This is a genomic window from Bradyrhizobium sp. JR4.1 (assembly GCF_040548605.1).
GTDB lineage: Bacteria > Pseudomonadota > Alphaproteobacteria > Rhizobiales > Xanthobacteraceae > Bradyrhizobium > Bradyrhizobium canariense.
This window is the reverse complement of the sequence record NZ_JBEPRY010000014.1, coordinates 50676-70542: the sequence shown is the minus strand read 5'-3', so window position 1 is coordinate 70542 and position 19867 is coordinate 50676. Positions and strand designations below refer to the sequence as shown.

The window sequence follows — 19867 nt, the reverse complement described above, 5'->3', positions numbered from 1 at the left end:
CCTACTGTTTCAACGTCTCCAGAAACCGCACCGGCTCACCTTGCGAGGCCGTCACGAGCTCGCCCTGCCACATCACGCGGCGGCCGCGGATGAAGGTGCCGACGGGCCAGCCGGTGACGCGCAACCCGTCATAGGGGGTCCAGCCGGCCTTGGAGGCCACCCATTTGTTGGTGATGGTCTCGCTGCGCTTGAGATCGACGACGGTGAAGTCGGCGTCGTAGCCGGCGGCGATGCGGCCCTTGCAGGCCATATTGTAGAGGCGCGCGGGGCCGGCGCTGGTGAGATCGACGAAACGCGCCAGCGACAACCGACCCGCATTGACGTGATCGAGCATGAGCGGCACCAGCGTCTGCACGCCGGTCATGCCGGAGGGCGAGGCCGGATAGATCTTCTGCTTCTCTTCGAGCGTATGCGGGGCATGATCGGAGCCGAGCACGTCGATGATGCCCTGCTCGATGCCGCGCCAGATCCCGGCGCGATGATCGGCGCCGCGCACCGGCGGATTCATCTGCGCCAGCGTGCCGAGCCGCTCGTAGCATTCGGGCGCCACCAGCGTGAGATGATGCGGCGTCGCCTCGCAGGAGGCGACGTCCTTGTGGTCGCGCAAAAATTCGATCTCTTCCTTGGTCGAGATATGCAGCACGTGGATGCGCTTGCCCGTCTCGTGCGCGAGCTTCACCAGGCGCTGCGTCGCCATCAGCGCCGCGGTCTCGTCGCGCCACACCGGGTGCGAGCGCGTGTCGCCCTCGATACGCAGCGATTTGCGGTCGTTGAGGCGGTACTCGTCCTCGGCGTGGAACGCCGCGCGGCGGCGGATCACCTGGAAGATGCGGCGCAGGCTTTCGTCGTCTTCCACCAAGAGCGCGCCGGTCGAGGAGCCGATGAACACCTTGACGCCTGCGCAACCCGGCGCACGCTCCAGCACCGGCAGATCCTGCACGTTCTCGCGGGTACCGCCGATGAAGAAGGCGAAGTCGCAATGCATGCGGTGATGAGCGCGCTTCACCTTGTCGGTGAAGGTGGCCTCCGTCACGGTCAATGGCGCGGTGTTCGGCATCTCGAACACGGCGGTGACGCCGCCCATCACGGCGCTGCGCGAGCCGGTCTCGAGGTCTTCCTTCTGCTCCAGCCCGGGCTCGCGGAAATGCACCTGCGTGTCCATCACGCCGGGCAGGATGTGCAGGCCCTTGCAGTCGATCACCTCCGCGGCGGAAGCCTGCGACAGGGTGCCGATCTCGGCAATGCGGCCGTTGACGACGCCGATATCGCGGGCTCCCTCGCCGTCCTGGTTGACGACAGTGCCGCCCTTGAGGATCACGTCGAAACGCTGGGTCATGGCTGAAGGCCTCTCTCGTCCCCAAGCGCAGGGCTTGAGGTCTTGTCGTTTTTGCCTTGCGGGCTTACGTTCCGGAGCAACATGTCGCAAGAGATTTTCGTATGAAATCAGCGTTTCTTCCGGACCGGGGCGTGATCAAGGTCGCGGGCGAGGATGCGCGCAACTTCCTCAATGGCCTCGTCACGACCGATGCCGACAAGCTGAAGCCGGGCCTCGGCCGATTCGGCGCGCTGCTGACGCCGCAGGGCAAGATCATCGTGGATTTCCTGATCACGGAGGCGCCTGCCGGCCATGGCGGCGGGTTCCTGATCGATTGCCCGAAGCCGCTTGCCGATGGCCTCGCCACCAAGCTGAAATTCTACAAGCTGCGCGCCAAGGTCACTGTGGAAAACCTGTCCGACGATCTCGGCGTGCTCGCGGCCTGGGACGGCAAGCCCGCGGCCCAGCCCGACCTCGCCTTCGCCGATCCGCGCAATGAAGACCTCGGCACCCGCATCCTGATCCCCGAAGATCTCAAACAGAAGCTGTCCGATCTGATCGGCGCCGAGCTCGTCGACGCCGCCGCATACGAGACCCACCGCATCGCGCTCGGCGTGCCGCGCGGCGGGCTCGATTTCACGTACAGCGATGCGTTCCCGCACGAGACCAACATGGACCGCCTTTCCGGCGTCGATTTCGACAAGGGCTGCTATGTCGGCCAGGAGGTCGTCTCGCGCATGCAGCATCGCGGCACCGCCCGCACCCGCAGCGTCAAGGTACTGCTCGAGGACTCCTCGCCTGAGCCCGGCGTCAGCATTCTCGCCGGCGACAAGCCGGTCGGCACGATGGGCTCGTCGGCGCAGGGCAAGGGTATCGCGCTGGTGCGCATCGACCGCGTCGCCGATGCGCTCGACGCAGGACAGGCGCTGACTGCCGGTGGCCTCGCTGTGAGGCTAGCGGAACCTGAAATCGTCCGCATTCCGACGAAGCAACCCATCGCATGAGCCGTGCTCCACGCTTGCATCCCGACGGAAAGACGCGTTGCCCCTGGCCCGGCGAGGATCCGCTCTACGTCGCCTATCACGACACCGAATGGGGCGTGCCGGAATATGACGACCGCGCGCTCTATGAGAAGCTGATCCTCGACGGTTTCCAGGCCGGCCTGTCCTGGATCACGATCCTGCGCAAGCGCGACAATTTCCGCAAAGCCTTCGACGATTTCCAGCCGGAAAAGATCGCACGCTACAACGAGAAGAAAGTTCACGCGCTGATGAACGATGCCGGCATCGTGCGTAACAAGGCCAAGATCGACGGCACGATATCAAGCGCGAAATCCTATCTCGACATCATGGAGAAGGGCCCCGGCTTCTCGAAATTCCTGTGGGACTTCATGGACGGAAGGCCCAAGGTCAATCATTTCAAGACCACCGCGAGCGTACCGGCCTCGACGCCGCTCTCCACGCAAATCTCCAAGGAGCTGTCCTCGCGCGGCTTCAAATTCGTCGGCCCGACCATCGTCTATGCCTTCATGGAGGCGACCGGCATGGTCAACGATCATCTCGTCGACTGCCATTGTCACGCGAGCTGCGGCAAGACGCAGCGCAAGCCGCGCCTCAAGTCCAAATGACGGCCAGGAAGTCGTCACCCGATGTGGCGTCTCGTGCCTGGCAGCGCATGCTGTCGGGCCGGCGGCTCGATTTGCTCGATCCCTCCCCGCTCGATATCGAGATCGCCGACGTCGCGCATGGGCTGGCGCGTGTCGCCCGCTGGAACGGCCAGACCATCGGCGCACACATCTTCTCGGTCGCGCAGCATACGCTGCTGGTCGAAACCGTGATTCGGCACGAGAACCCGCGCGTGGATCTGCGCGTGCGGCTTGCCGCGCTGCTGCACGATGCGCCCGAATACGTGATCGGCGATATGATATCGCCGTTCAAGGCCGTGCTCGACGGTCATTACAAGGCAGTCGAAAAACGCCTACTCGGCGCCATCCACATCCGCTTTGGCCTGCCGCCGGTGCTGCCGGAGGAGATCACGTTGGCGATCAAGGCCGCCGATCGCGGCGCGGCCTATCTGGAGGCGACGACGCTCGCCGGCTTCAGCGAAAGCGAGTCCAGGCGCCTGTTCGGCCGCGATCCGGGCCTGCCCGACAGCGTCCGGCGCGACTATCTCACCCCCTGGACGGCTGCCCGGGCCGAGAAGCAGTTTCTGGAGCGGTTTGGCGCAGTGTTTGCGTGAACCCTATCCCTTTGTAGGGTGGGCAAAGCGAAGCGTGCCCACCAAACTGGTGGAGATGCGCAGTTGCGAAATGGTGGGCACGGCGCGATGCGCCTTTGCCCACCCTACGGGCGCTCGCTATACTCGCCGCCAAAAAGGTCCGCCATGATCCACGTCTGTTCCCTCGCCGCCCTTCCCGAAACCGTCCGCCTCACCAAGGCCAGCCACGTGCTGACCGTGATGGCCAATGTCGAGCAGGTGGCGCGGCCGGTGTCGGTGCTGCCGGCCAACCATCTCAAGGTATCGATGGACGACATCACCGAGGAGATGGACGGCTTCGTCGCGCCATCGGAAACGCATATCGAGCAGGTGCTGAACTTCGTGCGCAGCTGGGACCGCGACGCGCCGCTGGTGGTGCATTGCTATGCCGGCATCAGCCGCTCCACCGCGAGCGCCTTCGCCGCCGTGTGCGCACTCAATCCGGATCGCGACGAGACCGAGATCGCAAAGAAGATTAGAGCGGCTTCCCCGATCGCCTCGCCGAACCGCCGCATCGTCAGCCTTGCCGACCGTGCGCTGGGACGCAACGGCCGCATGCTGCGCGCACTCGACGAGATGGGACCGGGCGCGATGATGGTCGAGGGCCGCCCCTTTGTGATCGAGCTCGAATGATCGTTGCGCACCACAGCACAGGTGCGCTCCCTCTCCCGCTTGCGGGAGAGGGGTGGGGAGAGGGTATCTCCGCATCGGGACAGTCCCCTAGAGGAGAAAGCCCTCACCCGGCGCTGCGCGCCGACCTCTCCCGCAAGCGGGAGAGGTTACAGCGAGCCCGCGGCGAGACCGGCTCAAACAATTGGCATACCTATCTCATCACTCACGCGATCGCCGTCGCATGAGCGAAAAGCTGCTGACGCCGATCGAGATCGGCCTGACTGCCGCGATCGTCGCGATCGAGAATCATGAACCGCTGATCCTCACCGCGCGCGACAGTGATGGCCTGGCCGGCCTGCCGTTCGGCCCGTTCGATGCGCCGAGCCATCGCACTTTCGAGATCGGCCTGCGGGCCTGGGTCGAGGAACAGACGGGCCTGCGGCTCGGCTATGTCGAACAGCTCTACACGTTCGGCGATCGCGGCCGGCATGCCGAAGCCGGCGACATCGGCGCGCACATGGTGTCGATCGGCTATCTCGCACTGACGCGCGCCATCGGCGGCGAACTCGCAGCCACGAGTGCGAGCTTCGCGCCGTGGTATCGCTTCCTGCCGTGGGAGGACTGGCGCGAGGGGCCGCCCGCGATCATCGCGGACGACATCATCCCGGCATTGACCGAGTGGGCCGAAGAGGAGACGCCGGAGACGACGCGCGCACTGCCGCGCAAGGATCGCGTGCGGTTCTATTTCGGTCTCGACGGCGCGTCCTGGGACGAGGAGCGCGTGCTCGACCGCTACGAGCTCCTGTACGAGGCCGGGCTGGTCGAGGAAGCACGGCGCGACGGTCGCCCTGCGGCATTAGCGCGCAAGGCACTGCCCGCGCTCGGCACATCCATGCGCTTCGACCACCGCCGGATTCTTGCGACAGCGATCGCGCGACTGCGTGCAAAACTGAAGTATCGTCCTGTGGTCTTTGAACTTTTGCCCGCCGAGTTCACACTCACCGAATTGCAGTATACGGTGGAGGCGATCTCCGGCCGACACCTGCACAAACAAAATTTCCGCCGCCTGGTCGAAATGGAAGCCCTGGTCGAACCGACCGGGGTGATGTCGACACAGACGGGCGGACGTCCGGCGGCGCTCTACCGCTTCCGTCGCGACGTGCTCCAGGAGCGGCCCGCGCCGGGCTTGCGCGTACGCTCCCGGCGCTAACCCGAGAAATGCGTGATCGGCCCCTGCCCGCCGATTGCCTGGAGGCTTTATGTCTGACGGCCCGTTCGACGTCTTCGCGCTGATCATTGCGGTCATCGCTTTCATCATCGCGATCAAGGCCTCCAGCCAGGCGGCTGAGCTGCGACGACGGCTGAGCTCGCTCGAAGCGACGTTCCACGCGCAACGGCCCGTGCAGCCGCCGCGGATCCCGGCAGATGTGTGGGCTGAAGCGTCCGCGACGACTTCTGCAGCGCCGCCGCCGCTTGTGCCCCAAGCCGAACCGGGAGCCGAGGCGCCGCCCCCGCCCGTCACGGAGGATGTTTCACCGCCTCCGCTCGAAGCGAGCACCGAGGCCGACGCGCCGCCGCCGCGGCCCGCACCCGCGCCCGCGCCCGGCTTCGAGGAACGGCTCGGCACGCGCTGGGTGGTGTGGATCGGCGGCCTTGCGCTCGCGCTCGGCGGCTTCTTCATGGTGCGCTATTCGATCGAGGCCGGCCTCGTCGGCCCCGGTGTGCGCGTGTTCCTTGGCGGCGTGTTCGCGCTGGCGCTGCTTGGCGCCGGCGAATGGTCACGCCGCAAGGAGAGCATCTCCAACATCGCCGCGCTGCCGATCGCCAACATTCCCGCGATCCTCACCGCGGCCGGCACGGCGGTGGCATTTGCGACCATCTACGCGGCTTACGCGCTCTATGGATTCCTCGTCCCCGCGACCGCCTTCGTGCTGCTCGGCCTCGTCGCGCTCGGCACGCTGGCTGCAGCGCTCTTGCACGGGCCCGCGCTCGCGGGCCTCGGCGTAGTCGGCGCGTTCGTGACGCCGATCCTCGTCTCGAGCGACAAGCCGAACTATTGGGCACTCTACATCTATCTCGCCATCGTCACCGCCGCGAGCTTCGGCCTCGCCCGTATCCGGTTGTGGCGCTGGCTTGCGGTCACCACGATCGCCTTCGCCGTGCTCTGGATCTTTCCGGGGCTCGATACCAGCGACTTGCAGGTCGCGCCGCACGCTTTGCATGTGATCGCAGGCTTCGTTCTTGCCGCTCTTCTCGTCGTCTGCGGCTTCATGTTCGGCCCGACGATCGAGGACGGTGAGATCGAGCCGGTCTCGTCGGGCTCGCTCGGTGCCTATCTGTTCGGCGCGATGCTGATCGTGCTGTCGAGCGCGCATGCGGACCTGGCGCTGATCGCCTTCACGCTGCTCGTCGGCGCGACGCTGCTTGTCGCCTGGCGCGCGCCGGCGGCCACCGGCGCGCTCGGCGCGGCCGCCGCGACCGTCTTCATCGTGTTCGCCGAATGGGCGGTGCGCGCCAATCCCGACATGCTGGTGCTGCCGGGCGGCCCCATCGCCGGCATCGCGCCGACGGCGATCGACAGCGCGGTGACGCTACATCTGGTGATGGCAGCGATCTTCGCCGCCGGCTTCGGCATCGCGGGCTTCCTCGCGCAGGGCCGTTCGAACTCGGCGATCATTCCGGTGGTGTGGTCGGTCGCGGGTGTCGCGACGCCGATCGCGATCCTGGTCGCGCTCTACGCACGCATCGCGCATCTCGACCGCTCGATCCCGTTCGCCATCCTCGCGGTACTGCTCGCCGCCGCCTTCGGCGCTGCCACCGAAGCGCTTGCGCGCCGCGAGACCCGGCCGGGCGCCATGATCTCCACGGCCTTGTTCGCGACCGGCACGCTCGGTGCGCTGGCGCTGGCGCTGACATTTGCATTGGAGAAGGGCTGGCTCACGATCGCACTCGCGCTGATGTCGCTCGGCACCGCCTGGATCTCGATGCAGCGGCCGATCCCGTTCCTGCGCTGGCTGGCCGCGATCTTCGCAGGCCTGGTCACCGCTCGGATCGGCTATGATCCACGCATCGTCGGCGACGCCGTCGGAACCACGCCGATCTTCAACTGGCTGTTGTGGGGCTACGGCGTGCCGGCGGCATCGTTCTGGGCGGCGAGCCTGTTCCTGCGCCGCCGCGGCGACGACGCCCCGTTGCGCATGATCGAGAGCGCCGCGATCCTGTTCACCGCACTGCTCGCCTTCATGGAGATCCGGCACTTTGCGACCGGCGGCGACGTGACGTCGGCACCGTCGCTGCTCGAATGCGCGCTGCAGGCCTGTGTCGCGCTCGCCATGGCGATCGGGCTGGAGCGTCTGCGGCAGCGCAGCCGCAGCATCGTGCACAATGTCGGCGCGGTCGTGCTCACGGCAATCGCGGGGCTCGTCGGCGTGTTCGGCCTCTTGATCCTGGAGAACCCGCTGCTGTGGCGCACCGATGTCGGCGGGACCGTGTTCAACCTGCTGCTGCTCGGCTACGCGCTGCCGGCGGTGCTGATGCTGCTGCTGTCATATGCCGTGGCCGGCGAACGCGGCAAGGCCTACGCCAACACGATTGCGGGCGGCGCGCTGCTGTTCGCGCTGACCTATGTCACGCTGGAGATCCGCCGCTTCTATCACGGCCCGATCCTCTCCTCCGGGGAGACGACGGGCGCCGAGCAATATACCTATTCGATCGGCTGGCTCGGCTTCGGCGTGGTGCTGCTCGGCGTCGGCATTCTCGTCAATTCGGAGCGGGCGCGGCTGGCGTCGGCCGTCGTGATCGCGTTGACGATCCTGAAGGCCTTCGTCATCGACATGTCGACGCTGACGGGCGTCTACCGCGCGCTGTCCTTCATGTGCCTCGGCATCGTGCTGGTCGCGATCGGCTGGCTCTACCAGCGTATCCTGTTCCGGCGGCAGGTCGCACCGCCGCCGGCTCCGCAGACGAGCATTTGAGGCTCACGCCGCGCGAACCGATTCCAGGAATTGCGCGACCTCGACCTTGAGACGGGTGCTGTCGGTCGCGAGCGATTTCGCCGCCGACAGCACCTCGTTCGAAGCTTCGCCGGTCTCGAACGCACCCCGCTGCACATCGGTGATGTTCGACGAGACCTCCTGCGTGCCGACCGAGGCCTGCTGGACGTTACGCGAGATTTCCTGCGTGGCCGCGCCCTGCTGCTCGACGGCGGCGGCGATGGCCGCAGCCACCTCGGACAGCCGCTCGATGGTGCCGCCAATCTCCTGGATGGCACTGACCGATTCCTGCGTCGCTGCCTGGATGCCCGAGACCTGCGCCCCGATCTCACCGGTCGCCTTTGCCGTCTGCTCGGCCAGCGCCTTGACCTCGGAGGCGACGACCGCGAATCCGCGGCCCGCTTCACCGGCACGCGCGGCTTCGATGGTCGCGTTCAGCGCCAGCAGATTGGTCTGGCCCGCGATGGTGTTGATGAGCTCGACGACGTCGCCGATGCGGGACGCCGCCTGCGACAGCGCGTTGACGCGGTCGTTGGTCCGCGCCGCCTGCTCGACGGCCTCCGCGGCCATCCGCGCCGAATCTTGCACCCGGCGGCTGATCTCGGTGATGGAGGACGACAGCTCCTCCGAAGCGGATGCTACCGCCTGGACGTTGGTCGAGGCTTCCTCGGAGGCGGCTGCGACGACGGTCGCGAGTTCCTGTCCGCGCTGCGCGGTGTTGGTCAGCGTCGAGGCGGAGGCCTCGAGCTCGGTGGAGGCCGAGGATACGGTGCCGACGACCTCGCCGATCATGGCTTCGAACTTGCGGGTGATGGCGTCGACGCGGCGGCCGCGTTCGATCTTGACTTCGGCGTCGCGCGCGGCGGCCTCGTCGGCGGCCTTCTTGGCGATCAGCGCCTCCTTGAAGATCTGCAGCGCATCCGCCATCGAGCCGATCTCGGTCCGCTCGCCGCGATGCGGCACCTCGGCCGAAAGGTCACCCTCGCCGAGCGACTGCATCGGGCGGATAATCGAGGCAATGCCACGGGAAACGTCGCGCACGAGATAATAGGCGGCGCCAATCGCGATCACGACCGAGAGCACGATGATGCCGACCAGCACGCGGAAGATCATGGCATAGCTGTCGGCGGCCTGCTTGGTCTCCAGCTCGGCGCCGCGATTGTTCATCTCGATGCCCTTCTGAAGCAGCGGGTCGGCGGCCTGGGCCATCTTCGCGACCTTGGTCTGCAACAGCTCGTTAGCGTCGGCCGGGAAACGTCCCACGCCCTTGCGCGACAACGCCATCACGTCCTGCACGCCGTTCAGATACTCGGCCCACGCCGTGCTCCATTGCCCATAGAGCGAGCGCTCCTCGGCGGAGGTGATCAGCGGCTCGTAGACCTTGCGGGTCTGGTCGATGCGCGCGCGCAGCGAGGCCAAGCGCTTCTCGGCGGCGTCCTTGCCCTCGACGCTGTCCTGCATCAGATGCAGACGGAGCGCCACGCGCAGCTCGTTGATGTCGGCGCGAAGCGAGCCAAGCGCGCGCACGCTGGGCAGCCAGCTCTCCGCAATCTCGACCGTATGGGAATTGATGTTCTGCATGGTGCCGATCGCCGTCACGCCGACACCGGCGAGCGAAAGAACGAGGACCGACAGCACGGCCAGAAGCTTGAAGACGATCGACAATTTCGACATCACGACAAATCCCGATGTTACCTGACAACGCGCAAATCACCTGCGCCGTGATCGCCACGACGGTGGCGAGACGGATGTCAGTTCAACAATGCTGGCTGGTTCTTATCCCGTGAGATTGCACACATAGTCGCAAGCAGGCGTTAACAGGGACCTACGTAAAATTACGGGACACTTCCGACAGTCGCTATTTCTCATGCAACCATTTGTTGCAGCTCGCAGCCACCTCATGCTGCCACGCGCAGCGTGTCCGCTTGCGCCGCAACATGCGACCAACGCGGCAGCGGCTGTCACGCCACCCGTACCGATTCCAGGAAGCGCGCGACCTCGCTCTTCAGCCGGTTGCTCTCCTGCGAAAGGGATTGCGCAGCCGAATGCACCTGCGCCGAGGCAGCCCCGGTTTCGCCTGCGCCGCGCTGGACGTGGCCGATATTCGCTGAGACTTCGGAGGTGCCATTCGCGACGTGCTGGATGTTGCGGGAGATCTCCTGCGTGGCGGCGCCCTGCTCCTCGACCGCGGCCGCGATGGTCGACGAGATCTCCGACATCCGCGCGATGGTGTCGCCGATCTCCTTGATCGCCCCGGCTGAGTCTTGCGTTGCGGTCTGGATCGCACCGATGTGCTGGCTGATCTCGCCGGTCGCTTTCGCAGTCTGCTCGGCGAGCGCCTTGACTTCAGTCGCGACCACGGCAAAACCCTTGCCGGCCTCGCCCGCTCGCGCCGCTTCGATCGTCGCGTTGAGCGCCAGCAGATTGGTCTGGCTGGCGATGGTGTTGATCAGCTCGACCACGTCGCCAATGCGGGAAGCGGCCTTGGTCAGCTCGGCGACGCGCGCATTGGTGCGCTGGGCCTGCTCGACGGCGACATCGGCGACACGCGCCGATTCCTGCACCTGACGGCTGATCTCGGAGATCGAGGAGGTCATTTCCTCGCTCGCTGAAGACACCGACTGCACGTTCGCGGAGGCCTCTTCGGAGGCGGCCGCCACGACGGTGGCAAGCCCGTTGCCGCGCTCGGCGGCCTGCATCAGCGTGTTCGAAGACGCATCGAGCTCGGTTGCAGCCGATGAAACAGTATCGATGATCTCGCCGACCGCGCCTTCGAAACTATCGGCGAGCCGGTGCATGTCGGCCTTACGCTGCTGGCGCCCGCGCGCCTCGGCATCGATCTGCTCGACGCGCAGCCGCTCGGCCTCCACCATGTTGGTCCTGAACACCTCGACGGCACCGGCCATCTCGCCGATCTCCTCCCTGCGCCCGATGCCGGGAACGGAAATCGAAAGCTCGCCGCGCGCAAGCCGCGTCATCGCACCGACCATGCCGGCAAGCGACTTCGAGATCGAACGCCCCAGAAGGAAGCCGACTGCGGCGAGCACGACGACGGTGACGCCGAAGGCGACCATCATCCATACGCGCACGGCATCGCGGGTCGCAGCTTCCCCAAATTCGGCCTGCTTGTACAGGCCTTCGACTGTATTGCGTACCTCGACCATACCCGGCTCGAGCTCGCGGAAGGTCTTCATCATGCTGGCGTCAAGGGCTGCGCTCTGCCGTGCAGTGTCGGCCCACGCCGCGAACTCGGACTGGTATTTCTGCAGCTTGGCCGTGATGTCGGTCATCACCGCCGTAGGGACCGCGACAACCTCTATCGCCTTGGAGAATTCAACTGCGGCCTTCTTCATCTCGGCGATGTATTTTGGGTCGCGCCGCAGCATGAAATCCTTCTCATGCCGGCGCATCATCAGCATCCAGCTCGTGGACCTGGGATCGTCGATCTCCTTGAGCTTGGCCTCAATGTCGTGCACGGCGGCGCGGAGCGAGCCGGAGAGGCCCAGCGTCTCGTTCAGGCCGAGCCGGGTCTCCGCGGCCACCAATGCGCCGAAGTCCGACGCGTATCGCTTGAAGCCGTCATGCGCCTGCTTCATCCGGTCGGACAGCGCGCCCATGCCGCCGGCCGCAACCAGCCGCTCGATCTCCTCGAAGTCGCGGTTGATCGGCCCGATCAATTCGGCATGGGACTTGGCGTAGCTTTCGTTGCGGCGCTGCTGGAAGTTCTTCTCGTCCCGGCGAGCCTCCAGCATCTCGATCGAGAGCTGCTCGTCGAGGTCGGCGATCGCACGAGCCCGGTTGGCAATCTCGCGAGAGGCGTCCTGGGAGAGACTGCCGATCTCGTAGATCGCGCCGAAGGCGACGAGGCCCAACAATCCGAACAGTCCGATCGCCATGACCTTGTGGGCGAGGCGAATGGAAGGGCCGCTCATGAGTGTGCTCCAATACGTCGATACGCAATACGTGAGGGCGACTCAGCGCCCGGAATATTGCGGGGATCATGACTGCATCGGTTTTCCGGAAAGTTAACCCTGCGCGGTCTTCGTCGCGGCGCCGCAATATGCACGCGCGCAAACGCCGCGCTTCTACGCGCGGCGGTTGCAGTTCTCTCGGAGATATGCGCCCGTCAGGCGGCGCGCACGGTGTCGAGGAATTTGCCGACCTCGAGCTTGAGGCGGTTGCTGTCGCCGGACAGCGACTGTGCCGCTGCCAGCACCTGCGAGGATGCCGATCCAGTTTCGCCCGCGCCGCGCTGCACGTCGGTGATGTTGGACGACACTTGATGGGTACCTTCCGCCGCCTGCTGCACGTTGCGCGAGATCTCCTGCGTCGCCGCGCCCTGCTCCTCGACGGCCGCAGCGATCGTAGACGATATCTCGGACAGCTTTTCGATGGTGTTGCTGATGGCGCTGATGGCGGCGACCGAGTCCTGCGTCGCGGCCTGGATGCCCGAAATCTGCTGGCCGATTTCGCCGGTCGCCTTTGCGGTCTGCTCCGCGAGCGCCTTCACTTCGGAAGCCACCACGGCAAAGCCACGACCGGCTTCGCCGGCGCGTGCCGCCTCGATGGTGGCATTGAGCGCCAGCAGGTTGGTCTGGCCGGCGATCGTGTTGATCAGCTCGACCACGTCGCCAATGCGAGCCGCCGCCTTGGACAATTCGCCGACACGGTCGGTCGTGGTTCGGGCTTGTGTTACCGCCTCGCTTGCCACACGTGCGGATTCCTGCACCTGGCGGCTGATCTCGGTGATCGAGGACGACAGCTCTTCGGTCGCAGACGCCACCGATTGCACGTTGGTCGAGGCTTCCTCCGAGGCTGCTGCAACCACGGTCGTGAGCTGTTGCGTGCGCTCGGCGGTCGAGGTCAGCGTCGTGGCCGACGCTTCGAGTTCGGTCGAGGCCGACGACACCGTGCCGACAATCTCGCCGACGGCGCCTTCGAAACTGTCGGCAAGCCTGCGCATCTCGGCCTTGCGCTGCTCGGCCGCCATCTGGTCCTGCCGCATCTTGGCTTCCGCTTCCTCGCGCGCCTTCTGCTCGGATACGGTCTTGAATTTTTCGACGGCACCGGCAACGCCGCCGACCTCGTCCTTGCGGCCGAGGCCCGGCAGCACCACAGCGAAGTCGCCGCCCGCGAGCTTCTCCATCGCGACAGTCAGGGCGCGCATCGGACGGGCAATGCTGAAGATCGAGAAGACGCACGCGCCGATCAGGACCAGCGCGACCAGCACGCCTGCGACGAATGACGTCCGCGCAACGGACGCAGCCTCTGTTTCCGCCGCCGTGCGCGCCTCTGCACTCTTATGCTTGGCGAAGTTCGTGATCTCGTCGGCCAGTTCCGATATTTCCGCGTTGGTCGGCATCAGCATCTCCTTGCGGATGCGGATGATTTCAGCGGTCAGCTTTGCCAATTGCGTCGCCGCTTCGCCGTCCTTCCTCGACTCGAGCGCGAGCTCCTGCTTACGGATCGCCTCGATCTGCTGCTCGCCTTTCTGGAAATTGCCAATCAACACGGTCAGGCGGTCGATACGTTTGTGGTTCTCCGGCGATTGCGAGAGCCCTGCCATTTCACCGGAAAACTTAAGGGCAGCCGTCTGGCGGTCGTTGAAATAGCTGGCGGCCTTCTGCAACTCGGCAGGCGAGGACGAGGTCAGGATGTCGCGAATGCCGATCTGCATGCCCCGCACCGACGCCTTCGCTTCCGCGGCGTTTTGCGCGATCGCCTGCTGTCCCGATGCGCTATTGTTGAGCTTCTGGACCTCGGCACTTCCGCTCATCTGGAGGAGGATCATCAGCGCAACGAGCGCGAGGGTCAGCGCCGAGGTGATGGCGAGTTTGGTGGCAATTCGCAGATTCTGAATGAACATCATCGAAAACGTCCCCGGGATACGCATTGTCGCGGCGAAGCGCGCGAACAGCCTTGGAGGCTAGTCTGCGAGCTTTCCATTAATGTTAAGCGCGAGGCGATGCCGCTTGAGTAGAAATACTGAATATGTCGCTCAATTGCCGGATTATCGCAACCATCCCGCGCAATCGAAACACGCCTCGCGAATTTGCCGCGTCACGTGCGTTAACGTCGATCCCAGTGCGCGGGCGCGTCGTCGCTCAGCAGACGAAGCCGATCTCGCGTTCCGCTTGCGCTGCGCGATGCCGCGTCACGCTGCGCGCACGGTATTGAGGAAGTTGCCGACCTCGAGCTTGAGGCGGTTGCTGTCGCCAGAGAGCGACTGGGCCGCCGCCAGCACCTGCGACGACGCCGAGCCGGTCTCGCTCGCCCCGCGCTGCACGTCGGTGATGTTGGCCGAGACCTGATGGGTGCCTTCCGCCGCCTGCTGCACGTTGCGGGAGATTTCCTGTGTCGCCGCGCCCTGCTCTTCCACGGCCGCCGCGATCGTGGAGGAAATCTCCGAGAGCTTCTCGATAGTGCCGCTGATGTCCTTGATTGCGCCGACCGAATGCTCGGTCGCGGTCTGGATGCTGGCGATCTGCTGCCCGATCTCACCGGTGGCCTTCGCGGTCTGTTCGGCGAGTGCCTTGACCTCGGAGGCGACAACCGCAAAGCCGCGACCCGCTTCGCCGGCGCGCGCGGCCTCGATGGTCGCGTTGAGCGCCAGGAGATTGGTCTGACCTGCGATCGTGCTGATCAGCTCGACCACGGCGCCGATCCGCGTCGCCGCCTTGGACAATTCGCTGACACGCTCGGTGGTGACACGCGCCTGGCCGACAGCTTCGTGGGCCACGCGGGCCGATTCCTGCACCTGCCTGCTGATCTCGGTGATAGAGGACGACAGCTCCTCGGTCGCCGACGCCACCGCCTGTACGTTGGTGGACGCCTCCTCGGAGGCCGCAGCAACCATGGTCGTGAGCTGCTGCCCACGCTCCGCGGTCGACGTGAGCGTCGACGCCGAGGCTTCCAGTTCGGTCGCTGCCGAGGACACGGTGTCGACGATCTCCCCGATCGCGGCTTCAAAGCCGTCGGCCAGCTTCCGCATTTCCACCTTGCGCTGCTCGGCTGCCCGCTTCTCGGCCGCAGCGTGATCGCCGCGCATGCGTTCGACTTCGAGGCCGTTTTGCTTGAAGACTTCAACGGTCCGTGCCATCTCGCCGACCTCGTCACCTCGGCGGGTGCCTGGTACGACCGTCGTGAAGTCGCCATTGGCGAGCCCACCCATCGCAACCGAAATGGCTGAAAGCGGCTTGAGGATCCGGCCAAAGGTGATCCAGAAACTGAGGCCAGCGAGCATCACCGAGGCGCAGAGCAACACGACCGTGAAAGCGAAATTACGAGTGCTGACTTCTGCCTGCATCGTGGCTTCGCGGTCAGCGGCCGCGCCAATGGCTTCACCGAGCTTCAGCACCGCATTGATGCCGACAGTGGCCCGCGTGAAGTACTCGGGTCCGGTGATCTTGTAGTTGCCGCCTTCGCCACCGGCGAGCACAAGCGCCCGCGTTTCACCGTAGAGTCCAAAATAGGACTTCTCGACCTCCGTCATTGCCTCGCCGATCTGCAGGGCGAAGTCCGAGCGCAGCCGCACCGGCAATACGGTGTCCCATGCGAGTTCGACCTTGGCCCGCAGCGCCGAAAGGCGCTCATGGCCCTCCATCCCGAGCTTCGCACGCGCACCGACGACACCGGCCAGCAGGGCCCGCTCCCTTCCGGCATTCTCGGCCATCTGAGCTGTCAGATGTCGCAAGCCGATGAGCTGCGCCAGCCTTGCCACGGGCGGGCTGGTGAGCGTTTCGAGCGTCAGCCGCAAGCGGTTGCTCGCGACGTCGATCACCTCCGTAATCGTTGGCGCGAAGCCATCGACGAGGTCAGGTTCGCGTTCGACGCGCGGGCGCGACATTCCCACGTCGGCCTTCTCACGCAGGAGACGCAGCGCCTCGAATTTCGTCGCTGCGTCCGCAATCTGTCTTTGCCCCGCCCCCATTTCGGGAATCGCGCTGATATCGAGGATGGCTTGGCGAAAGGCCTCGTCGGCCGTCGCGCGCGCCTTTGCGATTTCGGCACGGCGCTCGGGGCTGACGACATCAGGAGACTTCAGCACGGCGTTGGTCAGCCCGCGTTCAATCGCCCAATGTCCTGCGCTGCGCAGCAGCAGCTGGGCAACTGCATTGACCTTCAGGAATGCCTCGGACTCTCGCCTCTTGAGGATGGCCTCATAGGCGATGAATCCGGCCGAGGCCAACCCCAGCAAGACCAGGGCAGAGATGATGATCGGCAAGATCGTGCCGATCCGAACATGTCCGAGCCGACTCCACGCGCTGGCGGCCTGAGTTCGGGCCTGATGATGTGCAGGGCTCAACATGGTACGTTTTCCCCGAAGGAAACACGCAGCCAAGTCCTTGCCGGCTGCATGGACGTTGATCGCCCTTGCCGGAGAATCTAGTCCTCGTGTTTTCGCATTCTGGTTAACGGGAGGGTTCGGAGAAATACTGAGATTTCAGCCCAAATAGTTGAAATCGAAGGGGTAATTTCGCGAGCAAGTTGTAAATTTCAGCTTGAGGTCGCCGCTGTTTGTTTTTGCAGCCGACGTTCGCCGAAGGCGTGCGCGAGACGTTCGCGGCGACGATCGGATGCAAAAACGCCCCGCCTAAGGAGGCAGGGCGTCTTCCGAGCTGTCCGGAACGAGGTTCTTAGGCGGCGCGCACGGTGTCGAGGAATTTGCCGACCTCAAGCTTGAGGCGGTTGCTGTCGCCGGACAGCGACTGTGCCGCTGCCAGCACCTGCGAGGATGCCGAGCCGGTTTCGCCCGCGCCGCGCTGCACGTCGGTGATGTTGGACGAGACCTGATGGGTGCCTTCCGCCGCCTGCTGCACGTTGCGGGAAATTTCCTGCGTCGCCGCGCCCTGCTCCTCGACGGCCGCGGCGATCGTGGACGATATCTCGGACAGCTTTTCAATGGTGTTGCTGATGGCGCTGATGGCGGCGACCGAGTCCTGCGTCGCGGCCTGAATGCCGGAAATCTGCTGGCCGATTTCGCCGGTCGCCTTTGCGGTCTGCTCGGCCAGCGCCTTCACTTCGGAAGCCACCACGGCAAAGCCGCGGCCGGCCTCGCCCGCGCGCGCGGCCTCGATGGTGGCATTGAGCGCCAGCAGATTGGTCTGGCCGGCGATGGTGTTGATCAGCTCGACCACGTCGCCAATGCGAGCCGCCGCCTTGGACAATTCGCCGACACGCTCGGTCGTGGTGCGGGCCTGGGTAACCGCCTCGCTTGCCACCCGCGCCGATTCCTGCACCTGTCGGCTGATCTCGGTGATCGAGGACGACAGCTCCTCCGTGGCCGACGCCACCGACTGCACGTTGGTCGACGCCTCCTCCGAGGCCGCAGCAACCACTATCGTCAGTTCCTGTGCCCGCTCCGCCGTCGAGGTCAGCGTCGAGGCCGACGCTTCGAGCTCCGTCGCGGCCGAGGAGACGGTGTCGACAATCTCCCCGACGGCAGCTTCGAAGCCGTTCGCGAGCTTGTGCATCTCTGCCTTGCGTTGCGCGGCTGCGACCTGGTCCTGCCTGATCTTGGCCTCGGCATCCTCGCGCGCCTTTTGCTCGGATACGATCTTGAATTTCTCGACGGACGCGGCGACGCCGCCAACCTCGTCCTTGCGGCCGAGCCCCGGCAGCACCACGGAGAAGTCACCACCAGCGAGCTTGTCCATGGCAACCGTGAGCGCGCGGATCGGCCGCGCGATGGTCAGGAAGGACATCAGCCATGAACCGACGAGGACGAGCACGGCGCACGCACCGACCACCATGCCGAGACGCTCGCTCGCGGCCATCTCCTGGGTCGCGGCAGCGATTTCTTCCTCGCCTTTGTGCTTGGCGAAATCGGCGATCTCGCTGGTCAAATTATCCAGTTGCGTCGCAAGCGGCAGCGTCACCTCACGGATCTGGCGCGCGCCTTCCTCGGAAATCTTGGCCGCGCGCGCTGGGTCCGTGGCCGCAACGGCAATGGCCTCGCTGCGAAAAGAGGCGTTCTGCTGTGCGCCCTTCAGGTAATCGGCGGACGTAGACCTGAGCTTCTCCATTCGCGCGCGATTTCCCGGGGAGTGCGTCAATCTGAGCATGGAATCGATGACGCCGTTCAGCGCTTTCGACCGCTCCAGCAGAGTCTCGCTCGCCTTTTGCAAGTCACCCTGATTGTTGGCGAGACGCATGTCGCGTACAGCGAGCTGCATGCCACGTATTCCAAGCTTGGCTTCGGTGGCCTCGCGCACCAATTCCTGCTGCGCAATTGCTGCTTGGTTGGAATGACGCACGGTGTTGTTGCCAATGACCTGGCTCGCGATCATGGCGCCGACGAGAATAACGCCGAACACCGAAGCGAGCGCGAGCTTGGTACCAATTTGTAGATTCTGGATGAGTCTCGACATGAGGGCGTTTCCCGGGATGCGCGGCCAAGTCATTGTCGGCCGCCCTCGGCGTTGATCGCCCTTGCCTAAAAACTGAGCTTCAGGTGTGGTGATCCGGTTAACGGCCGCCCCCGGACAAATACCGGCTTCGCCGGGAAATCCCTTGAAAAATGGCACGGTCCGCGCGCTTAACAGGTTAACCACACGCGGCGGTAGGATGCCCGATTTTTAGCCAGTGCGACCAAGGGCTTTCTGGCTCTCGCCGATCAGGCTGATCCGGAACACCGGCTCCTTGTTCTCGTCGAGCAGCTCCATGCGCCATTCGGCGTCCTGTTTCAGGCCGCGTGAGATGCCGCCGAGCAAATTGGCACAGACTTCGGTCATCTCGGTCCAGGCCGCGGCGCGGTCCTCGAACTCATATGGCTGGTCGGCAGCACCGGAATAGCGGCCCGTGCTGATACGGAAGAAGTACAGCGACATCGTTGAACCCTTTGATCGGGCCGCGCCCCCCGGCCGTACGCAAACTGGGGCGCGAACAGCTACCAACGCATGAAAGCCGCCGTCCGTATGACTACGGCGCGGCGGCTTCGTGTTTGATGGCAGCTCTCAACGACAAAGTGCGCGGACTGTCCCGCGCAGCCAACTCACTGGGTCGAGCGGCGCAGCTCCAGCGGGGCGTCGTCCCTGGCGGGCTCCGATTTAACTTGCGGCTTCACCGGCTCGAGCCGGCTGCTCTCGACGCGCGGGGTCTCGACACGCGCGGCGACTTCGGTGTTGGTCGCGCCGACCGAACCCGTGTGTTCCGAGGTGCGCAGCGAGCGCGGCCGCGCGACGGCGCGCGCCATCAGCATCTGGTTGCCGCCTTGGTGATGGAAGTCGCAATAGGCAAAGCCCATCCCCGACACCGAGCCGCGGAAACTGCGATCGTCGGTCTTTTCAAGATTGAAACAGGGCTCGAACGGAATGCCCTTGATCGAGGCGCAGACGTTCTGGCCGCGGATCTGAAGCGTGTTGCCGGGCAGACGGAGATGTTTCACCGGACCTGCACCCGAGAACTGCACGGCGCCGGCGGCGCCGAGGTCGTCCATGATGCGGCCAGCCCCGCGGGTGCCGTCAAAGCAGGTGAAAGCAAACACCTTCCCGGCGACGAAGCGGCGCGCCTCATCGGCGTTCATGCTTCCAGCAATGGCCGGCGCAAACGTCGCTACCGCCGTGACCGCCCCCAACACAATACGCGCAAGCATGCTCAACTCCGAACCAACCCCGCAGCGGGCTATGCCTTATCTCTTTACCCGCTGCTTACCATACTAACCATGGCGACATTGAAGCAGCATGGTTGGTAA

14 protein-coding genes are annotated in these 19867 nt (G+C 65.1%); 6 read left to right on the top strand and 8 right to left on the bottom strand.

What is annotated here, in order from left to right; genetic code table 11:
• Position 1: 1 nt before the first annotated feature.
• Complete coding sequence (locus ABIB90_RS24975) at positions 2 to 1336, bottom strand: dihydroorotase (protein WP_219678670.1); 1335 nt, start codon at positions 1334 to 1336, stop codon at positions 2 to 4.
• A gap of 101 nt (positions 1337 to 1437) precedes the next feature.
• Between ABIB90_RS24975 and ygfZ the strand changes: the two genes are divergently transcribed.
• The 6 genes from ygfZ to ABIB90_RS24945 all read left to right on the top strand — a co-directional run bounded on the left by ygfZ (position 1438) and on the right by ABIB90_RS24945 (position 8157).
• Positions 1438 to 2319, top strand: a complete 882-nt coding sequence (gene ygfZ / locus ABIB90_RS24970; protein ID WP_354162029.1) for a CAF17-like 4Fe-4S cluster assembly/insertion protein YgfZ — start codon at positions 1438 to 1440, stop codon at positions 2317 to 2319.
• A complete protein-coding gene (locus tag ABIB90_RS24965) occupies positions 2316 to 2942 on the top strand; it encodes a DNA-3-methyladenine glycosylase I (RefSeq protein WP_007594906.1) in 627 nt (208 codons plus the stop codon). The genes ygfZ and ABIB90_RS24965 overlap by 4 nt, the downstream gene beginning before the upstream one ends.
• Positions 2939 to 3553 carry a YfbR-like 5'-deoxynucleotidase gene (locus ABIB90_RS24960; RefSeq protein ID WP_007594908.1) on the top strand — a complete coding sequence of 205 codons (615 nt, stop codon included), beginning with the start codon at positions 2939 to 2941 and terminating at the stop codon, positions 3551 to 3553. Before ABIB90_RS24965 ends, ABIB90_RS24960 begins: the two co-directional genes overlap by 4 nt.
• Before the next feature lie 144 nt (positions 3554 to 3697).
• The gene (locus ABIB90_RS24955) at positions 3698 to 4204 is read left to right on the top strand and encodes a tyrosine phosphatase family protein (protein ID WP_007594910.1); all 507 of its coding nucleotides are present in this window, start codon (positions 3698 to 3700) and stop codon (positions 4202 to 4204) included.
• Positions 4205 to 4424: 220 nt separating this feature from the next.
• The gene (locus tag ABIB90_RS24950) at positions 4425 to 5393 is read left to right on the top strand and encodes an NUDIX hydrolase (protein WP_007594925.1); all 969 of its coding nucleotides are present in this window, start codon (positions 4425 to 4427) and stop codon (positions 5391 to 5393) included.
• A gap of 49 nt (positions 5394 to 5442) precedes the next feature.
• Positions 5443 to 8157: a DUF2339 domain-containing protein gene (locus tag ABIB90_RS24945; protein ID WP_354162034.1), complete on the top strand. Its 2715-nt coding sequence runs from the start codon at positions 5443 to 5445 to the stop codon at positions 8155 to 8157.
• 3 nt (positions 8158 to 8160) lie between these two features.
• Here the strand turns inward: ABIB90_RS24945 and ABIB90_RS24940 are convergent, their stop codons facing one another.
• The 7 genes from ABIB90_RS24940 to ABIB90_RS24910 form a co-directional block, all read right to left on the bottom strand.
• A complete protein-coding gene (locus ABIB90_RS24940; protein ID WP_354162036.1) occupies positions 8161 to 9849 on the bottom strand; it encodes a methyl-accepting chemotaxis protein in 1689 nt (562 codons plus the stop codon).
• Between the two features lie 287 nt (positions 9850 to 10136).
• On the bottom strand, positions 10137 to 12107 hold the full coding sequence (locus ABIB90_RS24935) for a methyl-accepting chemotaxis protein (RefSeq protein WP_354162038.1): 1971 nt from the start codon (positions 12105 to 12107) through the stop codon (positions 10137 to 10139).
• Positions 12108 to 12301: 194 nt separating this feature from the next.
• Positions 12302 to 14044: a methyl-accepting chemotaxis protein gene (locus ABIB90_RS24930; protein WP_354162041.1), complete on the bottom strand. Its 1743-nt coding sequence runs from the start codon at positions 14042 to 14044 to the stop codon at positions 12302 to 12304.
• A 285-nt stretch (positions 14045 to 14329) separates the two neighbouring features.
• The gene (locus tag ABIB90_RS24925) at positions 14330 to 16483 is read right to left on the bottom strand and encodes a methyl-accepting chemotaxis protein (RefSeq protein ID WP_354162044.1); all 2154 of its coding nucleotides are present in this window, start codon (positions 16481 to 16483) and stop codon (positions 14330 to 14332) included.
• 328 nt (positions 16484 to 16811) lie between these two features.
• Positions 16812 to 18545 carry a methyl-accepting chemotaxis protein gene (locus ABIB90_RS24920; protein WP_354162047.1) on the bottom strand — a complete coding sequence of 578 codons (1734 nt, stop codon included), beginning with the start codon at positions 18543 to 18545 and terminating at the stop codon, positions 16812 to 16814.
• Between the two features lie 207 nt (positions 18546 to 18752).
• Positions 18753 to 19004 (bottom strand): DUF6894 family protein, encoded by a 252-nt coding sequence (locus ABIB90_RS24915; RefSeq protein WP_007594936.1) that lies wholly within the window; start codon positions 19002 to 19004, stop codon positions 18753 to 18755.
• A gap of 164 nt (positions 19005 to 19168) precedes the next feature.
• Positions 19169 to 19768 (bottom strand): hypothetical protein, encoded by a 600-nt coding sequence (locus ABIB90_RS24910; RefSeq protein WP_007594937.1) that lies wholly within the window; start codon positions 19766 to 19768, stop codon positions 19169 to 19171.
• Positions 19769 to 19867 lie beyond the last annotated feature (99 nt).

What these genes read in the sequence shown, in the direction of transcription:
- ABIB90_RS24915 (WP_007594936.1), bottom strand. Translation starts at nt 19,004, where the DNA reads ATGTCGCTGTACTTCTTCCGTATCAGCACGGGCCGCTATTCCGGTGCT.
- ABIB90_RS24940 (WP_354162036.1), bottom strand. Translation starts at nt 9,849, where the DNA reads ATGTCGAAATTGTCGATCGTCTTCAAGCTTCTGGCCGTGCTGTCGGTC.
- ABIB90_RS24920 (WP_354162047.1), bottom strand. Translation starts at nt 18,545, where the DNA reads ATGTCGAGACTCATCCAGAATCTACAAATTGGTACCAAGCTCGCGCTC.
- ABIB90_RS24950 (WP_007594925.1), top strand. Translation starts at nt 4,425, where the DNA reads ATGAGCGAAAAGCTGCTGACGCCGATCGAGATCGGCCTGACTGCCGCG.
- ABIB90_RS24930 (WP_354162041.1), bottom strand. Translation starts at nt 14,044, where the DNA reads ATGATGTTCATTCAGAATCTGCGAATTGCCACCAAACTCGCCATCACC.
- ygfZ (WP_354162029.1), top strand. Translation starts at nt 1,438, where the DNA reads ATGAAATCAGCGTTTCTTCCGGACCGGGGCGTGATCAAGGTCGCGGGC.
- ABIB90_RS24965 (WP_007594906.1), top strand. Translation starts at nt 2,316, where the DNA reads ATGAGCCGTGCTCCACGCTTGCATCCCGACGGAAAGACGCGTTGCCCC.
- ABIB90_RS24955 (WP_007594910.1), top strand. Translation starts at nt 3,698, where the DNA reads ATGATCCACGTCTGTTCCCTCGCCGCCCTTCCCGAAACCGTCCGCCTC.
- ABIB90_RS24935 (WP_354162038.1), bottom strand. Translation starts at nt 12,107, where the DNA reads ATGAGCGGCCCTTCCATTCGCCTCGCCCACAAGGTCATGGCGATCGGA.
- ABIB90_RS24945 (WP_354162034.1), top strand. Translation starts at nt 5,443, where the DNA reads ATGTCTGACGGCCCGTTCGACGTCTTCGCGCTGATCATTGCGGTCATC.
- ABIB90_RS24925 (WP_354162044.1), bottom strand. Translation starts at nt 16,483, where the DNA reads ATGTTGAGCCCTGCACATCATCAGGCCCGAACTCAGGCCGCCAGCGCG.
- ABIB90_RS24910 (WP_007594937.1), bottom strand. Translation starts at nt 19,768, where the DNA reads ATGCTTGCGCGTATTGTGTTGGGGGCGGTCACGGCGGTAGCGACGTTT.
- ABIB90_RS24960 (WP_007594908.1), top strand. Translation starts at nt 2,939, where the DNA reads ATGACGGCCAGGAAGTCGTCACCCGATGTGGCGTCTCGTGCCTGGCAG.
- ABIB90_RS24975 (WP_219678670.1), bottom strand. Translation starts at nt 1,336, where the DNA reads ATGACCCAGCGTTTCGACGTGATCCTCAAGGGCGGCACTGTCGTCAAC.